Genomic DNA, 19,477 nt, shown 5'->3' with positions numbered 1-19,477 from the left:
TGCGCAAGTCTATGCGCCAGCTATTTTACTCAGACTGCATTGACTAAACCTGATGCACGAGAAAGCCACGAACTTTGTATCAAAAGTATGTCTCCTAGCACTCAAACGTGAGCAAATGTTGCTATCACCCCGTCTGCTCACAGTTGCTTACAAAGACAAGATTTACCCGTTTCAACACTGACTAAACTCAAGTGGCACAGGCATCATAGCCAATATCACTTAATCGAGATTTTGTGATTTGGCTAGCGTTATCCGTGCTGAACACTCTCACTTAACTAGCACCCAGCCCTAAGCCGTATTGGACGAGTTAATAAGTGAATCCACCGTATAAATTAGCGAGGATGTCATGAAAACACTGACTCTTTTACCCATAGCCAGTCGCTTATTAATTTGCAGCGCACTTACACAAGGCACAGCATTTACATTGGGCACTGCACTCACATTAGGCATTGCACCGCTAGGTCAAGCCATCGCCGCTGGCTCAGCGGCTAACTCAGTCGCGAGCCCAAACATTGAAACCATCACAGTGACCTATCGCGACCCGCTCGATTATGCCTTATATCTACATACCACGGAAATGTTGAGCGCATTTCGACTCGAAATTCGTGAAGACATAGGCATTCAAGCACACAATAGCTTGATGGAAATGGCCAAAGCTCAGCATGTTAACCGTCTTAACCTCACCCAAGTACAAGCCAGTAATAAAAACCTAGCATTTGTATGGGTATCGCCCTCGGCAAAAGCCAACAGGTAAAAGTGAGGACAAAGCTGGTCAGCAGCCATAACAGCAGGTAAAATGTCGCGCTATTTTTATTGGTCATCTTAGGGCGACACAACTGATGAGTAAGAAACTCCATATCAAGACTTGGGGCTGTCAAATGAATGAGTATGACTCATCCAAGATGGCTGATCTGTTAGGCGAATACCAAGGTTATACCTTGACTGAAGAAGCGTCTGAGGCAGACATTCTCCTGCTGAACACTTGTTCAATCCGTGAAAAAGCGCAGGAAAAAGTGTTCCATCAGCTAGGACGCTGGAAGACGCTTAAAGATAAAAATCCCAATTTGATTATTGGCGTGGGCGGCTGCGTTGCTTCACAAGAAGGCAAAGCGATTAAAGACAGAGCCCAATGTGTCGACATTATTTTTGGCCCACAAACGTTGCACCGTCTGCCCGAGATGATCGAGCAAGTGCGCCGTGGTGACAAAGCGGTTATCGATATCAGCTTCCCTGAAATCGAAAAATTCGACCGTCTGCCAGAGCCCCGCGCCGAAGGTCCAACCGCGTTTGTATCTATCATGGAAGGTTGCAGCAAGTACTGCTCGTTCTGTGTGGTACCTTATACTCGCGGTGAAGAAGTCAGCCGTCCATCGGACGACATCATCCTTGAAATCGCCCAATTGGCGGAGCAAGGTGTGCGCGAAGTCAACCTGCTAGGTCAAAACGTGAATGCCTATCGCGGCGCAACTCACGATGGCGCTATCTGTACCTTTGCTGAGTTACTGCGTTTCGTGGCAGCCATCGACGGTATTGACCGTATTCGCTTTACGACCAGTCACCCGATTGAATTTACACAAGATATTATCGACGTTTACGAAGATACCCCAGAGCTAGTGAGCTTCTTACACTTGCCAGTACAATCGGGATCTGACCGTATTCTCACGGCGATGAAGCGTGGCCACATGGCGATTGAATATAAGTCAATCATCCGCCGCCTGCGTAAAGCCCGTGAAGGCATTCAAATCAGCTCAGACTTTATCATTGGCTTCCCAGGCGAAACCAAAGAAGACTTTGCCGATACCATGAAATTAATTGAAGACATAGGTTTCGACCACAGCTTTAGCTTTATCTATAGCGCACGTCCGGGCACGCCAGCGGCGGATTTACCCGATAACGTCGATATGGAAGAGAAAAAGCAACGTCTCGCGATTCTGCAAGACCGCATCACCCAGCAAGCCATGCGCTACAGCCGCCACATGATGGGCACAGTGCAACGTATTCTGGTTGAAGGTCCATCGGTGAAAAATCCAATGGAACTGCGCGGCCGTACTGAGAACAACCGAGTGGTGAACTTCGAAGGTCAGCCAAAACACATTGGTACTTTCGTGGATGTCGAAATCGTCGACGTTTACACTAACTCACTGCGCGGTGTCTTTATCCGCGGCGAAGATGAAATGGATCTACGTCGTAACCTGCGTCCAGCTGAAATTTTGGCCAAGCGCAAGCAAGATGATGAGCTGGGTGTGACTCAATTTAAGCCATAAGCTTTAAATCGGCTTAAACAGTACCCATATCAGTACACATATAAAGAAGGGCGACTTAGTCGCCCTTTTGCTTTCACGCACTTTTGTTTAAGTCTACCGAGGCAATTGCTATTTTCCGTTAGCAATTATCGGCCATGGCTCGTAAACTAAAATTATCTTGCGATGGTTAACCAACCTCGTACCTTGCTTTCTTATTCGCTATTGGGAGTGCTATTTGTCCAGTAAATTAACTACCATGAATCTGTATCTCGAACCCGCAGAAACACGCCGTTTGGCTTCACTGTGCGGTCCATTCGATGACAATATCAAGCAGATAGAACGTCGCGTTGGCGTTGAAATCGTTCGTAAAAACAATCATTTCCAGATCACCGGACTGCCACGCAATTGTTTAAGCGCCAACAACTTACTCAAAGAACTCTATATCGAGACCCAAACGGTCAAAGGCAGCACGCCCGATCTTGAACCTGAACAAGTCCATATCGCCATTCAAGAAGCCATCGCCCTAGAGCAAGAAGACGCGAGCGACGACAGCAGCATTAATATCAAAACCCGCCGCGGCGTCATTAAGCCACGCAATCCAAACCAAAGCCTATATGTGGCCAATATTGTGCGCCACGACATTACCTTTGGTATTGGTCCTGCGGGAACCGGCAAAACCTATCTTGCGGTAGCAGCGGCAGTAGATGCGTTAGAACGCCAAGAAGTGCGCCGTATTTTGCTGACTCGTCCAGCGGTAGAAGCGGGTGAAAAACTCGGTTTCTTACCCGGTGATTTGAGTCAAAAGGTCGATCCTTATTTACGTCCACTTTATGACGCACTATTCGAAATGCTCGGCTTTGAAAAAGTGGAACGCCTAATTGAGAAAAACGTCATCGAAGTGGCGCCGCTTGCCTATATGCGCGGTCGCACCTTGAACGATGCCTTTATTATTCTCGATGAAAGCCAAAACACCACAATCGAGCAAATGAAGATGTTCCTTACCCGTATCGGCTTTAATTCCCGCGCCGTGATCACCGGCGACATCACCCAAACCGACTTGCCTAAACATCAAAAGTCCGGCCTACGCCACGCGATTGAAGTGTTAAGCCAAGTAGAAGAAATCAGCTTTAACTTTTTCGTCTCCCAAGACGTCGTGCGCCATCCTGTGGTTGCTCGCATCGTCGAAGCCTATGAGGCCTTTGATTTAAAAGAGCAAACCTTAAAGGTCAAGAAAGAAAGCCAATACCTGAAACAACAGGAAGCCGCAGCACATGAGTCTTGATTTAGCCTTAGATATTCAACATGCCACCACCTGCGACTGGTTGCCAACGGACGAGCAATTCGCCCTTTGGGTCACAACCGCGATTGGCAATAGCATGGATGAAGCTGAATTAACTATACGTATAGTCGACAGCCGCGAGAGTCAGATGCTCAATAGCACCTACCGCGGCAAAGACAAACCGACCAATGTGTTGTCATTTCCCTTTGAGGCACCGCCAGAAATTGAACTTCCTTTACTAGGAGATCTTGTCATTTGCGCGGCAGTCGTTGAAAATGAAGCCCGTGAGCAACAAAAAACCTTAGAAGCGCACTGGGCACACATGGTTGTACATGGTTGCTTGCATCTGCTAGGGTATGATCACATCGAAGATGAAGAAGCTGAAGAGATGGAGTCGTTAGAGACCCAACTCATTGAAGGCTTAGGCTTTACTGACCCATATAAGGAACAATAGTTAGCTAAGATAATCCCTATCAAAAGCTAATGAGAAAACTATGAGTGACGATATCCCCCCGAGTACGAACGCCCACAAGAAAGGTTGGTTTGATAGAGTAAGTCAGCTATTTCAGGGCGAACCTCAAAATCGCGAAGATTTAGTCGATGTGATTGATGGTGCAGAACAGCGCGATCTGATCACTCAAGACACCCGCGAGATGATAAAAGGTGTATTAGACGTTTCTGATATGCGTGTTCGGGATATCATGATCCCAAGAGCTCAAATTGTCGCCCTCCAGATAGACAACTCGGTCGAAGAATTACTCGCCACTGTGATTGGTTCAGGTCACTCGCGCTTCCCCGTCGTTAACGAAGATAAAGACCATATCGAAGGCATTTTGCTTGCTAAAGATTTGATCCCTTACGGTTTCTCCAACAGTGATGAGCCCTTCTCACTGGATCGGGTGATCCGTCCTGCTGTGGTTGTACCCGAAAGCAAACGCGTCGATGTATTGCTAAAAGAATTCCGCTCACAGCGCTACCATATGGCGATTGTGGTCGATGAATACGGCGGTGTGTCAGGTCTGGTGACTATCGAAGATATTTTGGAAGAAATTGTCGGTGAGATTGAAGACGAATTCGACCACGATAGCACGGAAGAAACCGAGATCCGCAAAGTCGGCAACACGGTTTATATGGTTAAGGCCTTGACGCCAATCGAAGATTTCAACGAAGAATTCAATACTGAATTCAGCGATGAAGAGTTTGATACCGTCGGTGGCTTAGTCTCACACGCATTTGGCCATCTGCCAGAACGCAACGAGAGCATCATCATTGAAGGCATTGAATTTAAAGTTATTAATGCTGACACAAGGCGTTTAATCCAACTCAGAGTTAAACTCCCCGATCCTAATACTGGCGAAGACGTAGAATAATCACTCGTGCTAAAACAAATCCGGGCTTTTGCCCAACAAAAGTCCCGACCTAGTGCTTTGAGACTCGTACTGGCATTTGCCCTTGGCGCCAGTACGGCGCTTTCATTTGCGCCCTATTCCATTTGGATAATCTATCCGTTTGCCATGGCGATTGCCCTCTGGCACAGCCGAGCACTTGGCGCTAAGGCGAGCTTTTACTATTGGTTAAGCTTTGGATTTGGCTGTTTTGCCGTAGGGATCAGCTGGGTACATGTGAGTATGGATACCTTTGGTGGTATGCCGCTCATCGCCTCCGTAGGCTTGATGGCCTTGTTGGCTTTGTACTTAGCCTTATATCCGGCACTAACAGGTTTAGCGCTGGCTTGGTTAACTAAAACGCTCTGTAAAAATGGCGAAACCACGTTTAGCCTTTGGCGTAATCTCGCCCTCTTTCCCGCCCTGTGGACCTTGACCGAATGGGCTCGTGGCTGGGTGATGACAGGTTTCCCCTGGTTATGGGCCGGTTACTCGCAAACCCAAGGGCCGCTTAAACCCCTTGCCAGTATCATAGGCGCACTCGGGTTAAGCTTTGTGCTGGCCATGCTCGCTGGTGCATTAGCCCTTTTTTTTACTAAGCGTTATAAGAGTTTACTGCTTTTATTGCCACTCAGTATTCTGGCCGTTTGGGCTGCACCTAAGGTTTCCGACATTCATCCTACGGGTGAAAATGTTAAAGTGGCACTGGTGCAAGGCAATATTCCCCAAAGCATGAAGTGGGAACCCGACGCCCTGTGGCCGACCCTATTAAAATACATGGATTTATCCCGCGAACATTTTGATGCCGATATCATTATTTGGCCAGAAGCGGCAGTTCCCGCGCCAGAATCTATGGTGCAAGAATTTTTAGATAACGCCAATAAAGTCGCCAATCTAAACCATACGTCAATCATCACTGGCATTATTAGCCATCAAAATAATGAGTTTTATAATTCATTGATTGTGCTCGGTAATCATAATCAGAAACAACAAGCTGGCCCTGACTATGAGGGCGATGGCAGCAATCAATTTAAGAAACATCATCTGTTGCCGATTGGCGAGTTTGTGCCGTTTGAAGCGCTACTTCGCCCGATTGCGCCTTTCTTTAATTTGCCTATGTCCTCCTTTGCCAGAGGCGAATATCAACAGCCAAATCTAAGTGCCCTAGGCCATAAAATTGCGCCCGCGATTTGTTATGAAATTGCCTTCCCAGAGCAGTTACGCGACAGTGTTAATCAAGGGACAGATATACTGTTAACTGTCTCAAATGACGCTTGGTTTGGCAGTTCAAACGGCCCATTGCAGCATATGGAAATTGCCCAAATGCGCGCAGTTGAATTGGGGCGCCCTTTATTGCGGGCAACCAACAATGGTGTGACAGCGGTAGTCGATGAGCATGGCAATATCACAGCATCCTTACCCCAGTTTGAAACAGGCGTGCTAAGCGCAACCATTCCCTTGGTGACAGGCCAAACTTGGTTCGCAAAATTAGGTCAAACACCCCTGCTGCTACTCTGTGGCTTACTGGTATTACTCGGCTTTGGCCGACGTGTAAAAGCGCAATAGGATCGAGACCATGCATTACCCAATCAATAAACAAGATGCGGCTGGCTTTACCTTGATAGAACTGGTCGTGGTGATTATTGTACTTGGGATCTTGGCAGTGATTGCCGCGCCTAAATTTATCGGTTTGAGTAAAGAGGCTCGGGTACAAACCTTGAGCCAATTACAGGCCAGCGTAAAAACCGCCAACACACTCGCCTACTCAAAAACCCAAATGCCCAGCCTGCGAAGCCAAGCCGTTGCAGGCCGCGACGATATTATTGATATCGACCTCAATGGTGATGGCACGCCCGATACCAGATTGAAATGGGGTTACCTTGATAATACCGATGTGGAAAACTGGATAACCTCAGATGATAAGCTCATCATTCAATATCAAGGCGTTGATATCACTTACATAGGTTACGATCTTAACAACAATACCTTAGTGGATGACGATCAATGTTATTTCCGCTACACCCAAGCCAGCGATGCCAACACCCCGCCGCTATATGATGTCAACACCCAAGGTTGTTAGGCTGACACTCAGTTAACCTGTGTTATCCCGCAATTGTCTGCGAATAGATTAGGCTGATTGCGCGTTCCACGTTAAGGTGAACGATTAGACGTGGCCTTATACCAATCATAGTTACTGTTGCTGTTACTGTGTCTGCATAGCCAATAGATTGGTACCATTACCTCGTTCCTTAACTAAGGTACACATCAAGGCAACTCTATTGCACTGCTTCGCGTGCGCTACCAAACTCACGAGTTTGGCGATCTCGATATTCATGTCAGAACCCTAAGAGATAATCAGGAATTTGACGACATCGATGGCGAAGCTGAAAAGCTCGGTATTTCCTCCGCAACTTGGCCGTTATTTGGCATAGTCTGGCCATCGAGCCAAGTGCTCTCGCACCACATGGCAGACTACAAAATTGGCAATAAACGTATTCTTGAAGTGGGCTGTGGTATTGGGCTCGCGAGTCTAGTGCTCAACCATAGGCACGCCGATATCACAGCAACCGACTATCACCCAGAATCAGGAAATTTCCTTAAGCAGAATGTCGATTTAAATCATGGTCGGGCGATCCCGTTTGTGCGTACTGGCTGGGCAGATGCAGAAACGAATTTAGGCTTATTTGATCTGATCATTGGTAGCGATCTCTTGTACGAACAAGAACATGCCGATCTGTTGTCACAATTTATTGAGCAGCATGCTAAACCGGTTTGCGATGTGGTCTTGGTCGATCCCGGTCGTGGTAATCATGCCAAATTCAGTAAACGTATGGTCACCTTAGGTTACGAACACACACAACATAAACCCATTCACACTGAATTCTTATTGGCGCCTTTCGGTGGCCAAATCCTCAGTTACTGTCGTACGAACAGCTGATATTGTCTGATTAACCAAGATAGCGGTGATTTCGGTTTAATTGATCAAAAAAAACGACGCAGATGCGTCGTTTTAACGAAATAAGATCGTTAACGCGACTAAGGCGTTAGCGGCTCACGGGTAAATTCTTCGTGATCACACTCTGGGCAATCAGGGATGGGACTCGGAAATTCAATACTCATTTCATTGCCACAGTTAGTGCATACCATGATGCCCTGACTTACTATGTCGCCACTTTTGTAATAACCATTTTGCTTAAAATCTTGCGTTAATTCATGCCATTCCACTTGGCTGCGATCGGTTATTTCACCCAACCAATGCCAAAGCGTATTCTCCAAAGTAATCACAGTTTGGCTGTGGCTCAGACTATCGGCGTTCTGCTCGCGAAGAAAACTGGTAATATCACGTTTTAAGAATTGTTCTACTAAAGCGAGCTCATCTTCTCCAGCCTGTTGTTTAAGACGTAAAAACTCCTTACCTTGAGTGACAGAGTTAAATAAGTTCTTTACAGTCAGCGTGTTATCTTCTGCAAATTGAGCTTTCACTTCGGTAATTAAGGCTTGATACAGTCCTAGTAACACGTTACTTCTATCATTCATAACCAATACTCCTTCATACGAACCTTTTTAATGCATCGCTTCTAGTTTATTCTATGCAGATCTTACTCGCGCTGATATGGCGTTAGATCAAATAATAGGCGGCACTGCCGGAAATAGAGTGATGCAAGAGCAATATAATCCCTCAGAAATTGAAGCCTTAGTGCAAAAGCACTGGCATGACAACAAAACCTTCGAAGTCACTGAAGACGCAAACAAAGAAAAGTTTTATTGCCTTTCGATGTTTCCGTACCCTTCTGGCAGACTCCACATGGGACACGTACGCAACTATACCATAGGTGACGTAGTTGCACGCTTTCAACGTCTTCAAGGCAAAAACGTGCTCCAGCCTATCGGTTGGGACTCATTTGGTCTGCCCGCCGAAAATGCCGCGATTAACAACAAGACTGCGCCTGCGCCATGGACCTATGAAAACATAGAGTACATGAAGAACCAGCTGAAACTGCTGGGTTTTGGTTACGATTGGAGCCGTGAAATCGCCACTTGTACCCCAGAATATTATCGCTGGGAACAATGGTTCTTCACTAAGTTGTACGAGAAAGGCCTAGTCTATAAAAAGACAGCTTCAGTCAACTGGTGTCCAAACGATGAAACCGTACTGGCGAACGAGCAAGTTCAAGACGGTTGCTGCTGGCGCTGTGATACCCCTGTGGAACAAAAAGAAATTCCACAGTGGTTCATTAAGATCACTGCCTATGCAGAAGAATTATTAAACGATATCGATACCTTAGATGGTTGGCCTGATCAGGTCAAAACCATGCAACGTAACTGGATTGGTCGCAGCGAAGGTGTAGAAATGACCTTCGGCGTCGCAGGCCACGATAAAAGCTTCGATATCTATACCACGCGTCCTGATACCTTAATGGGCGTGACTTATGTGGCGATTGCTGCAGGTCATCCATTGGCTGAAATCGCCGCGCACAATAATCCTGAGCTTGCCGCCTTTATCGATGAGTGCAAAAACAGCACAACATCTGAAGCCGAACTCGCGACCATGGAAAAACGCGGTGTCGCCACAGGGCTTTTCGCCATTCATCCTATCACTGGTAAGCAAGTCCCGATTTGGGCAGCTAACTTTGTGTTGATGAACTATGGCACCGGCGCTGTAATGTCAGTTCCAGGCCACGATCAACGTGACTTCGAATTTGCGAAAAAATACGGCCTGGCGATTGAAGCTGTGATCAAGCCAGTTGATGGCGACGTTGATATCAGCGAAGCCGCTTATACCGAAAAAGGCGTACTGTTTAATTCGGGAGAGTTTGACGGTTTAGACTTTGAAGCGGGCTTTAATGCCATCGCTAACAAGTTAGTCGCCGAAGGTAAAGGCAAGCGCCAAGTCAACTATCGCCTACGCGATTGGGGTGTTTCACGTCAGCGTTACTGGGGTGCACCCATCCCTATGGTGACCTTAGCCGACGGCACTGTGATCCCAACGCCAGCAGATCAACTGCCAGTATTACTGCCAGAAGATGTCGTGATGGACGGTATTCAAAGCCCAATCAAGGCCGATAAAGAATGGGCGAAAACCCAAGTCAACGGCCAAGATGCGCTGCGCGAAACCGATACCTTCGATACCTTTATGGAATCGTCTTGGTATTACGCCCGTTACTGCAGCCCGCATGCGGACGAAATGTTAGATCCTGCTAAAGCCAACTACTGGCTACCTGTGGATCAATACATTGGCGGTATCGAACACGCTTGTATGCATTTGTTATATTTCCGCTTCTTCCACAAGTTGCTACGTGATGCAGGTCTGGTTAACTCTAACGAGCCAGCCAAACAACTGCTGACCCAAGGCATGGTGTTGGCCGATGCTTTCTACTACATCAATGAAAAAGGCGCCCGTGTGTGGGTTTCTCCTTTAGATGTAGCGACCACAGAAAAAGACGACAAGGGCCGCATTACTAAGGCTATCGACAAAGACGGCAACGAGCTGGTTTATACTGGCATGAGCAAGATGTCTAAGTCGAAAAACAACGGTATCGATCCTCAAGTCATGGTCGAAAAATACGGCGCCGATACCGTTCGCCTATTTATGATGTTCGCCTCACCACCAGAATTAACTCTGGAATGGCAAGAGTCTGGCGTTGAAGGCGCACACCGCTTCATTAAACGTCTGTGGAAACTGGCAAACGAGCATGTGAACCAAGCTAACAGCGAAGCCTTAGATGTCAGCACGTTAACAAGCGACCAAAAAGCGCTGCGCCGTGAAGTCCACAAGACGATTGCTAAAGTGACCGACGATATCGGCCGCCGTCAGATGTTCAACACTGCGGTTGCCGCCGTGATGGAACTGATGAACCATCTGCAAAAAGCGCCACAAACCACAGGTCAAGACAACGCCATTATCGGTGAAGCCTTATCCGCCATAGTGCGTTTGCTGTACCCTATCATTCCGCATGTGAGCTTTAACCTGTGGAACGAGTTAGGCAATGCAAGCAACATCGAAGACAGCCAATGGCCAGTCGTTGATGAAGCTGCGCTAGTTGAAGACAGCAAGCTCATCGTTGTGCAAGTTAACGGTAAAGTTCGCGCAAAAATCACAGTGGCTGCCGATGCTGATAAAGAATCAGTAGAAGCCTTAGGCATGAGTGATGAGCACGTGATCAAATACCTAGACGGCCTGACTGTGCGTAAAGTGATCTATGTGCCGGGCAAACTGCTTAGCATAGTGGCCAATTAACCGCTGCTAATAACTAGCTATACCCTAAGTTATTGAAGTGGCAGCAAGGCGGCAATTAACAACAGCCCATGAGCTTAAGTTTTCTAAGTGATTGGGTTACTTGAAAGCCGCCAACAAAGCTGCCGCTTCAAGCCAGCAGGTATACAACGAATAGGAAACCGCGAAATCTATGCTAATCAAACGCATATGCTTCGCAATCATGGCGCTAGTGATGATGACCAGCGCCGGTTGCGGTTTTAAGCTTCAACGCAGTTATCAGATCCCCGATGTTCTCAATCATTTGAGTTTGAGCAGCGCGGATGAATACAGCGAACTCACCCGTTTGGTGCGTGAACGCCTGCGCTTGAACAATATCCAAGTTGTCGACGCCGCCGATGACGTTCCAGTATTAAGGTTAATCACCGACTCTCTAGAACGCTCGACCTTATCTTTGTACCCCACAGGTAACGTCGCCGAGTATGAGCTGATTTATTTAGTCGAATTTGCTGTGGCACTGCCGGGCAAAGAAGCGCAGCCTTTCAAGGTTGAAATTCGCCGCGACTACTTAGACGATCCACGTACCGCATTGGCAAAGAGTCGTGAAATGGAATTGCTGACGAAGGAAATGCGTATCCAAGCTGCGGATCGTATTCTGCAAGCGATGGCCAGTACTGAGGTGAATTAATGCGGGTCATCAATTAAATGCGGATAATCTACTAAATGCGGATAATCAACTAAATGAGAGTCTATCCCGATCAACTCTCCCGCCACCTCAACCAGTTATTTCCTTGTTATCTGATTTTTGGGGATGATCCTTGGTTGATTGAAACCACCAAAGATCAGATCCGCCAATTCGCCAAGCGTCAGGGTTTCGATGAAAAAGTCCAACTCATTCAAGAGACGGGCTTTAATTGGAACGACTTGACTCAGGAATGGCAGGCCATGAGCCTGTTTTCCAGTAAGCGTCTGATTGAGTTAACCCTTCCACAATCTAAGCCCGGTGCCGAAGGCTCAAGCACACTGCAAGCCCTATTGCAGACGCCCAATCCCGATATGCTGTTGATTATCGAAGGGCCAAAGCTCGCCAACGAGCAAACCAACAGCAAATGGTTTAAGACCTTAGATGCCCATGGCATGTATCTGCCCTGCGCTACGCCAGAGGGCGATCAGTTTATGCGCTGGCTCGATGGCCGCATCAAGCACTTTAAGCTCAATCTGCAGCCGGATGCCCGCGCTATGTTGCATTCGCTATATGAAGGCAATTTACTGGCTGCCGATCAAGCCATGCAGTTGCTGCAACTCCTGAGTCCAACAAATCCCGTCAGTGCCGATGAACTGAGCCACTATTTTGAGGATCAGTCACGCTTCACCGTATTCCAACTCACGGATGCATTACTGAATAATAAACAAGATAGCGCGCAGCACATGCTGGCCCAGCTCAATGGCGAAGGCACAGCCTTACCTATCCTGCTGTGGGCCTTGTTTAAAGAGCTCGGCTTGTTATTCAATTTGAAATGCGAGCAAGCCCAAGGCGTCGCGCTGAGTGCGCTCTGGAGTAAACATCGAATTTGGGATAAACGTAAACCTCTGTATCAAGCGGCGCTGCAACGACTTAGCCTCGAACAGTTAGAACACATGCTCGCCCTTGCCTCGAAACTTGAGCTCAACTTAAAGCAGCAGGGTAAAGAGGATTGGACTGGTCTTACCCACCTGTGTCTGTTATTTGATCCTAGAGCCCATCGGCATCTGGCACATATAGCCATAGACTAATCATAGGTTAACCAAAGAGTTGATATGCGCATTGGTATTTTAGGCGGCACCTTCGACCCGATACACTATGGTCATATCCGTCCGGCGATTGAAGTAAAACACGCATTAGCCTTGGATAAAATCCTACTGATGCCGAACCATATTCCACCCCATAAACAGCAGCCTAACTTAACCACAGCGCAGCGGCTCAAGATGGTTGCCGATGTCTGCTCGCAGCTTGATGGCTTTGAGCTGTGCGATATCGAAGCAAAGCGCGACACGCCTTCCTACACAGTGGTCACCCTTGAGCAACTGAAAAGCTTACATCCTGAAGATGAGCTGTTTTTTATCATGGGGATGGACTCTTTCATCCAATTAAAAAGCTGGTATGAGTGGCAACGCCTATTCGACTTTGCCCACCTCGTTGTCTGCCAGCGCCCCGGTTGGCAGCTCGATGCTGCGCATCCTATGCAGCAGATATTGACGGCCCGCAGTCACGCGCACCAAGAAACACACGAAGGGCATGCTAAAAATACCCATAAAAACAGTGGGCAGATTTTCCCTGTGACAATTACGCCACAGGATATTTCCTCGACTCAAATCCGCGAACAACTGGCAAAAGGCGAAATTCCCGTCGATTTACTCATGCCCGTCACGCTAGATTACATCCAAAATCAACAACTTTACTTACCTTAGCTCGAACCGTAAGCAGATATCGCCAACTCAACTGCCAATGGCAATGTATTCCCAGCAGCAACACTGGTATACTACCGCGCTATTTAAAATTAATGAGGTACGCCAGCGTGCAGAGCGCGGAATTAAAACAGTTTGTTGTCGACAAGATCGACGACTTGAAAGCCAGAGACGTTGTTGTTCTGGATGTCAGCAAGCAATCTAACATCACTGACTACATGGCCATATGTTCAGGTACATCAAAGACTCACGTTAAAGCTATCGCCGAAAACCTTGTGGTTGAAGCGAAAAAAGCCGGTATTCCACCTTTAGGTGTTGAAGGCCGCGAAAGCAGCGAGTGGGTTCTTGTGGACATGGGCGATGTGATCCTGCACGTTATGCAAGATCAAACCCGTGATTTCTACCAGCTTGAAAAGCTCTGGTCAGAAAAGCAAGACTGATGAAGTTACAGCTCATCGCAGTAGGAACACGGATGCCCGATTGGGTTACCCGTGGTTTCGAAGAATACCAGCGCCGTTTTCCCCGTGATATGGCGCTGGAGCTCATCGAAATACCCGCTGGAAAGCGGGGGAAAAATGCCGACATTGTCCGGATCCTTCAAAAGGAAGGCGAACAAATGTTGGCGGCTATTCCCAAAGGCAATCATATTGTTAGCTTAGATCTCCCTGGCAAAAACTGGACGACCCCCGAGCTAGCAACCGCGTTGACTAAATGGCAACTGGATGGTCGCGATGTCAGTTTACTGATTGGCGGACCGGAAGGATTAGCGCCAGCTTGCAAAGAAGCGGCAAACCAAAGTTGGTGCCTGTCGGCATTAACCTTACCTCATCCCCTAGTACGGGTTGTGGTCGCCGAAAGTTTGTACCGCGCGTGGAGCGTGAACACGAATCACCCCTACCATAGAGAATAGCGGGATCTTGATGTTAACGAGTGTCAACCACCCGTCATGGGATCAGCCGGAGATAGCATAAGTGTCGCCAAAAAAGCGGATAACAATGCATGATCACGCCGCCGAGGCGTCTCTTTTTAAGCGCCGAGCGCTATTCACCTTTTTTTGCGTTTTCGCCCTATTAAGCGTGTTAGTCACCAACCTTTATCATTTACAGGTTGAATCCTATAAGGATTATGAAACTCGCTCGAATGATAACCGTATCCGCGTTGTCCCAATTGCTCCTAGCCGTGGTCTCATTTACGATCGTAACGGCGTACTATTAGCTGAAAACTTACCCTTCTATTCACTCGATCTAGTTCCCGAAAAAATCAGCAACATGTCAGAGACCTTAGATGAGCTCGGCAAGTTAATTGAGATCAGTGAGGATGAGCGTGAAACCTTTACCGAAGCGCTGAAATTTCATCGCCGCTTCAAACCACTGACGCTGAAAAACCAACTGACCGAAGAGCAAGTGGCGATTTTCAGTGTTAACCAACATAAATTTCCAGGCATTTCAGTCGAAGCGGGTCTGAAGCGTAACTACCCCTACGGCGCGCAAATCACCCATGTACTGGGTTATGTCGGCAAGATTAACACCCGAGATCGCGCCCAGTTAGAGCGCAGCGATCTGTGGAAAAACTATGCTGCTACCAAGGACATTGGTAAGCAAGGCATTGAAAAATTTTATGAATCCCTACTGCATGGCAAACCGGGTCACTTAGAAGAAGAAGTGAACAACCGCGGCCGCGCGATTCGCACCTTAAAAATTGTGCCGCCAGAGCCGGGGCAAGATATTTACCTGACATTAGATCTCAAGCTGCAGCAAAAAGCAGTTGAGCTACTCACAGGTCTGCGCGGTTCTATTGTTGCAATTGATCCCCGTGACGGTGGCGTTTTAGCTATGGTGTCGAGCCCAAGCTACGATCCAAACCAATTTGTGCAAGGAATTAATAACAAAGATTACAGCGCCTTACTCAACGATAAATCACGCCCGTTAATCAACCGTGCGACCCAAGGCCAATATGCGCCCGCATCAACCATCAAGCCCCATCTCGCACTCTTAGGTTTAGATGAAAAAGTCATTACCGAGAGCACCCGTGTGTGGGACCCTGGTTTTTGGCAAATTCCCGGTGTCGAACGTAAGTACCGTGACTGGAGACGCTGGGGACACGGCTGGGTTAACGTTTACAGTGCCATTACCGAATCCTGCGATACCTTCTTCTACGAACTCGCCTACAAAGTTGGGGTAGACCATATTGCCCGTTTTATGGAGCAATTTGGCTTTGGTCAAAATACCGGAATCGATATCTTTGAAGAATCTTCTGGCAACATGCCATCCAAAGAATGGAAACGCTTAAAGTACAATCAAGCTTGGTACATAGGCGATACCATTTCCGTCGGTATTGGCCAAGGTTATTGGACTGCAACCCCATTACAACTGGCGAATGCCGTTGGGATCATGGCTAACAAAGGCCGTCGTTTTCCGCCGCATCTGCTGAAGTCCATTAAAGACAATACGGCCAAGATTGACTCACCGATTAATGAGTTGCCACCCATTGAGCTTAATAGTCCCCGTAACTGGAATATCATCAACGAAGCGATGCGCCAGACGGCGAATAAATCACGCTTTACCGATGCCACTTACACCGCCGCGATGAAAACCGGTACGGCGCAGGTTATTGGCGTAGCAGAAAATACCAAATACGATGCGAGTAAAATTGCCGAACATTTCCGCGATAATGCCTTAGTTGTGGCCTATGCGCCCTTCGAAGATCCTAAAATCGTCCTCGCCGTCGTGATGGAAAACGCTGGTTGGGGTGGCGCAAATGCTGGCCCTGTCGCTCGCGCCATGCTCGATGAATATATGCTTAGAGATACTTGGAAACCGCAACCATGAGTACCCATAGCCAATATCAAAACATCTGGCAACGCTTGCACATAGACTTACCATTATTGCTCGGCCTATTGGCTGTGATGGGCTTTGGCCTGTTCGTCATCTATTCTGCCAGCGGCGAAGATTTAGAGATGATGGAGCGGCAGCTGTTCCGTATGGTGTTGTCGCTCGGCATCATGTTCACTATGGCGCAAATCAATCCTGAGGCGCTTAAACGCTGGGCCTTACCCATTTATCTGGCGGGGATTGTCTTACTGCTTGGGGTGCACTTTTTCGGTGAAATCAACAAAGGCGCGCAGCGCTGGTTGAACTTAGGCTTTATGGAGTTTCAACCCTCAGAGCTGATTAAACTCGCCTTCCCTATCACTATGGCTTGGTATATCAGTAAGTTCCCTCTGCCGCCGAAGAAGCGCTATCTTGCGGGTGCGGCGGTGATCTTGCTGGTGCCGACTCTACTTATCGCTAAACAACCCGACCTCGGCACATCGATTTTGGTGGCTGCATCAGGCATTTTCGTGCTGTTTTTATCCGGCATGAGCTGGCTCATTGTTGGTGGCTTTATCGCCGCAGTGCTCGCCTTCCTGCCTATCCTTTGGTATTTCTTGATGCACGATTACCAAAGAACACGGGTATTGACACTGCTCGATCCTGAGCAAGATCCCCTCGGCGCGGGTTATCACATTATTCAGTCGAAAATCGCTATCGGCTCCGGCGGACTCTGGGGCAAAGGTTGGCTCGACGGCACTCAGTCACAGCTTGAATTTATCCCTGAACGTCATACCGATTTTATCTTTGCGGTGATCGGTGAAGAATTTGGCTTAATTGGCAGTATCTTACTGTTAATTATGTACCTCTATATTATTGGCCGCGGCTTAGTCATTGCTTCGCGCGCCCAAACCAGCTTCGCTCGACTACTGGCCGGTAGTATCACGCTAACTTTTTTCGTTTATGTTTTTGTGAATATTGGCATGGTTTCAGGTATCCTGCCCGTGGTAGGTGTACCACTGCCCCTTGTCAGTTATGGTGGAACCTCCATGCTGACATTGATGACAGGGTTTGGCATTCTTATGAGCATTCATACCCATAGACGTTTCGTAGATAGATAATTTTTAGGGACTTTTCATGCCTACTCTCCGAGCTTTTTTAGCTCCACTCGGTTTACTGTGTTTTAGTTCATTGTTAGTCGCCTGTACCACGGCGAACGAACCGACACCCGCGCAGGCACCCGTTCCAAGCACGCCAGTGGCTCCGGCCGCTGAAGTCGCGCCCACAATTCCCGCTGAACTCAAAGAAGAGTTTATCCAAGCTCAAGTAAAACAAGGTTTTACTCGTGCAGAAGTGCTCGCTTTTCTCGACAAGGCAAAATACAACCAAGGGGTTATCGATGCGATGACCCGTCCATGGGAAGCAAAACCTTGGCATGTGTATTATCCCATCTTCTTAACCGAGAAACGCCTCGACGCTGGTCTCGCCTTTTGGAAAAAACACGAGAAACCCATCGCGAAAGCCGCGGCTAAGTACAAAGTTGACCCACAGATTATTGTCGCCATTATCGGCATTGAAACCTTCTACGGCCAATACACGGGCAATTATCCCGTAATTGATGCCCTCTATACCTTAGGGTTTCACTATCCGCCGCGCGCCACCTTTTTCCGTAAGGAATTTGGCGAGTTGATGAAGTTAGTGAAAGAAGAACATTTAGATATAGATACCCTCAAGGGCTCCTACGCAGGCGCTATGGGTTATGGCCAGTTTATCCCTCAAGTTACCGCCATTACGCGGTTGATTTCGATGGCAGCGGCAACCGCGATTTATTACAAAGTCCTGAGGATGCCATCGGCAGTGTGGCCAATTATTTCCACGAACACGGTTGGCAAGCCAATGCGCCGGTCGCTTTACCGTTAGTGAATAACAGCAAAACTGCACCTAAAGCGAAAGTGTGGGCAGGTGAAAAGCTGAACTATAAAGTTGCAGATATTTTAACGCCGACCTTAGCCTTAGCCGATGCGCGGGACTTAGATGTTTCGCAAAAAGCCTTACTGATTGAGCTTGAACAAGCGGATCACAGTGATTACTGGCTTGGCTTAAATAACTTTTATGTGATCACTCGTTATAATCGTAGCCCTTTGTATTCAATGGCCGTTTATCAATTTAGCCAACAATTAAAAGAACAGCATGCCTCTAAAAAATAATCTTTTACAGCTTGCCGCCTTGGTTATGTGCTTCGCCCTTGCGGCGTGTTCTTCAAGCCCAAACAACGCCAGCAAGAAAAACATGGACCCGAACAAGGGCCGTTATTCGCTGAAGAATGACAAGCTGCCGCTGAATCCACCGAATGTGGATAATGTGCCGAACGCGACGCCTAAGTACGAGCCTTATAGCCGCCGTGGCAACAAGCCCTATACGGTTTATGGCGAGTCTTATACTGTGATGAACACGGGCCAAGGCTTTAGTGAAACTGGCCGCGCCTCTTGGTATGGAGAGAAATTCCATGGCTACGAGACTTCTAATGGCGAGCCCTATGACATGTATTCCATGTCGGGTGCCCATAAGACACTGCCACTGCCAAGTTACGCTCGGATCACTAACTTAGATAACAATAAGCAAGTGATCATTCGCATCAACGACCGTGGACCATTCCACTCAGATCGTATTCTCGATGTCTCCTATGCCGCCGCCTATAAACTCGGCATGCTCGGCAAAGGCACAGCGCGGATCAAATTGGATGTGGTTTATGTTGGCAGTGTTGCAGCTACTAATTCGGCCGTAGTCAGCGCGCAAGATACGGGCAATCATTACATTCAGTTAGTGGCCTCCAAAGATAGGGCCAAACTCAATGCCATGGCGAAAGAGCTTGAACAGAAATATCAGGTCAAGACCCGTGTACAAGCGGCAAACAATATGTTTAGACTACAGCTCGGCCCCATAGGTCAGCCAGAGTTAGCCGACAAGCTACTCAATAACGTCAAGCAAAACGGTTTTCCTGAGGGCTATATCGTCCATGAATAATGGCCGTTTGCTCTGATCAGAATTGATTTAAAAATAGAGATGAAGGAACCTTCACTAAAACCCACTGTCGGAAAGTG

Annotated in this window: 18 protein-coding genes and 1 pseudogene; 18 read left to right on the top strand and 1 reads right to left on the bottom strand. The window is 47.7% G+C overall.

The genetic code is table 11. The annotated features are described in order from the left end of the window. Window positions 1-346: 346 nt before the first annotated feature. From KV201_RS16190 to KV201_RS16155, 8 genes are all read left to right on the top strand, one after another. Window positions 347-754, top strand: a complete 408-nt coding sequence (locus KV201_RS16190; RefSeq protein ID WP_226059920.1) for a hypothetical protein — start codon at window positions 347-349, stop codon at window positions 752-754. An 85-nt stretch (window positions 755-839) separates the two neighbouring features. Beyond that, the gene (gene miaB / locus KV201_RS16185; RefSeq protein WP_131523234.1) at window positions 840-2,264 is read left to right on the top strand and encodes a tRNA (N6-isopentenyl adenosine(37)-C2)-methylthiotransferase MiaB; all 1,425 of its coding nucleotides are present in this window, start codon (window positions 840-842) and stop codon (window positions 2,262-2,264) included. Between the two features lie 214 nt (window positions 2,265-2,478). Further along, the gene (locus tag KV201_RS16180) at window positions 2,479-3,525 is read left to right on the top strand and encodes a PhoH family protein (RefSeq protein ID WP_226059919.1); all 1,047 of its coding nucleotides are present in this window, start codon (window positions 2,479-2,481) and stop codon (window positions 3,523-3,525) included. Then, entirely contained in the window at window positions 3,515-3,976 is a 462-nt protein-coding gene (gene ybeY / locus KV201_RS16175) for an rRNA maturation RNase YbeY (protein WP_107948754.1), read from the top strand. Before KV201_RS16180 ends, ybeY begins: the two co-directional genes overlap by 11 nt. Before the next feature lie 40 nt (window positions 3,977-4,016). Beyond that, entirely contained in the window at window positions 4,017-4,892 is an 876-nt protein-coding gene (gene corC / locus KV201_RS16170) for a CNNM family magnesium/cobalt transport protein CorC (protein ID WP_006082742.1), read from the top strand. A 6-nt stretch (window positions 4,893-4,898) separates the two neighbouring features. Beyond that, a complete protein-coding gene (gene lnt / locus KV201_RS16165) occupies window positions 4,899-6,473 on the top strand; it encodes an apolipoprotein N-acyltransferase (RefSeq protein ID WP_226059918.1) in 1,575 nt (524 codons plus the stop codon). 10 nt (window positions 6,474-6,483) lie between these two features. After that, on the top strand, window positions 6,484-6,987 hold the full coding sequence (locus KV201_RS16160) for a Tfp pilus assembly protein FimT/FimU (RefSeq protein ID WP_226059917.1): 504 nt from the start codon (window positions 6,484-6,486) through the stop codon (window positions 6,985-6,987). Window positions 6,988-7,185: 198 nt separating this feature from the next. Next, window positions 7,186-7,845, top strand: coding sequence for a methyltransferase (locus KV201_RS16155; RefSeq protein WP_006082745.1), 660 nt, complete (start codon window positions 7,186-7,188; stop codon window positions 7,843-7,845). Window positions 7,846-7,943: 98 nt separating this feature from the next. On the opposite strand, the gene KV201_RS16150 is transcribed toward KV201_RS16155, so the two are convergent. Then, on the bottom strand, window positions 7,944-8,444 hold the full coding sequence (locus KV201_RS16150; RefSeq protein WP_006082746.1) for a zinc ribbon-containing protein: 501 nt from the start codon (window positions 8,442-8,444) through the stop codon (window positions 7,944-7,946). Between the two features lie 121 nt (window positions 8,445-8,565). On the opposite strand from KV201_RS16150, the gene leuS reads away from it, so the two are divergent. The 10 genes and pseudogenes from leuS to KV201_RS16100 all read left to right on the top strand — a co-directional run bounded on the left by leuS (window position 8,566) and on the right by KV201_RS16100 (window position 19,400). Next, window positions 8,566-11,145, top strand: coding sequence for a leucine--tRNA ligase (leuS, locus tag KV201_RS16145; RefSeq protein ID WP_226059916.1), 2,580 nt, complete (start codon window positions 8,566-8,568; stop codon window positions 11,143-11,145). 169 nt (window positions 11,146-11,314) lie between these two features. Further along, window positions 11,315-11,809 carry an LPS assembly lipoprotein LptE gene (gene lptE, locus KV201_RS16140; RefSeq protein WP_006082748.1) on the top strand — a complete coding sequence of 165 codons (495 nt, stop codon included), beginning with the start codon at window positions 11,315-11,317 and terminating at the stop codon, window positions 11,807-11,809. A gap of 53 nt (window positions 11,810-11,862) precedes the next feature. Then, window positions 11,863-12,894, top strand: coding sequence for a DNA polymerase III subunit delta (holA, locus tag KV201_RS16135; RefSeq protein WP_011847536.1), 1,032 nt, complete (start codon window positions 11,863-11,865; stop codon window positions 12,892-12,894). A 24-nt stretch (window positions 12,895-12,918) separates the two neighbouring features. After that, a complete protein-coding gene (gene nadD / locus KV201_RS16130; RefSeq protein ID WP_011847537.1) occupies window positions 12,919-13,569 on the top strand; it encodes a nicotinate-nucleotide adenylyltransferase in 651 nt (216 codons plus the stop codon). A gap of 107 nt (window positions 13,570-13,676) precedes the next feature. Beyond that, window positions 13,677-14,006 carry a ribosome silencing factor gene (rsfS, locus tag KV201_RS16125; RefSeq protein WP_226059915.1) on the top strand — a complete coding sequence of 110 codons (330 nt, stop codon included), beginning with the start codon at window positions 13,677-13,679 and terminating at the stop codon, window positions 14,004-14,006. Continuing rightward, window positions 14,006-14,476, top strand: a complete 471-nt coding sequence (gene rlmH, locus KV201_RS16120) for a 23S rRNA (pseudouridine(1915)-N(3))-methyltransferase RlmH (protein WP_006082752.1) — start codon at window positions 14,006-14,008, stop codon at window positions 14,474-14,476. The genes rsfS and rlmH overlap by 1 nt, the downstream gene beginning before the upstream one ends. A 61-nt stretch (window positions 14,477-14,537) precedes the next feature. Continuing rightward, window positions 14,538-16,394, top strand: a complete 1,857-nt coding sequence (gene mrdA, locus KV201_RS16115) for a penicillin-binding protein 2 (RefSeq protein ID WP_006082753.1) — start codon at window positions 14,538-14,540, stop codon at window positions 16,392-16,394. After that, complete coding sequence (rodA, locus tag KV201_RS16110) at window positions 16,391-17,497, top strand: rod shape-determining protein RodA (protein ID WP_006082754.1); 1,107 nt, start codon at window positions 16,391-16,393, stop codon at window positions 17,495-17,497. The genes mrdA and rodA overlap by 4 nt, the downstream gene beginning before the upstream one ends. A 16-nt stretch (window positions 17,498-17,513) precedes the next feature. Continuing rightward, window positions 17,514-18,583 (top strand): annotated as a pseudogene (gene mltB, locus KV201_RS16105) (lytic murein transglycosylase B). Then, on the top strand, window positions 18,567-19,400 hold the full coding sequence (locus KV201_RS16100) for a septal ring lytic transglycosylase RlpA family protein (RefSeq protein WP_226059914.1): 834 nt from the start codon (window positions 18,567-18,569) through the stop codon (window positions 19,398-19,400). The pseudogene mltB and the gene KV201_RS16100 overlap by 17 nt, the downstream one beginning before the upstream one ends. Window positions 19,401-19,477: the final 77 nt, after the last annotated feature.

This window comes from Shewanella sp. SR1 (assembly GCF_020447145.1).
Lineage (GTDB): Bacteria > Pseudomonadota > Gammaproteobacteria > Enterobacterales > Shewanellaceae > Shewanella > Shewanella baltica.
The sequence above is the reverse complement of the archived record's forward strand: the minus strand, read 5'-3'. Positions and strand labels throughout refer to the sequence as shown.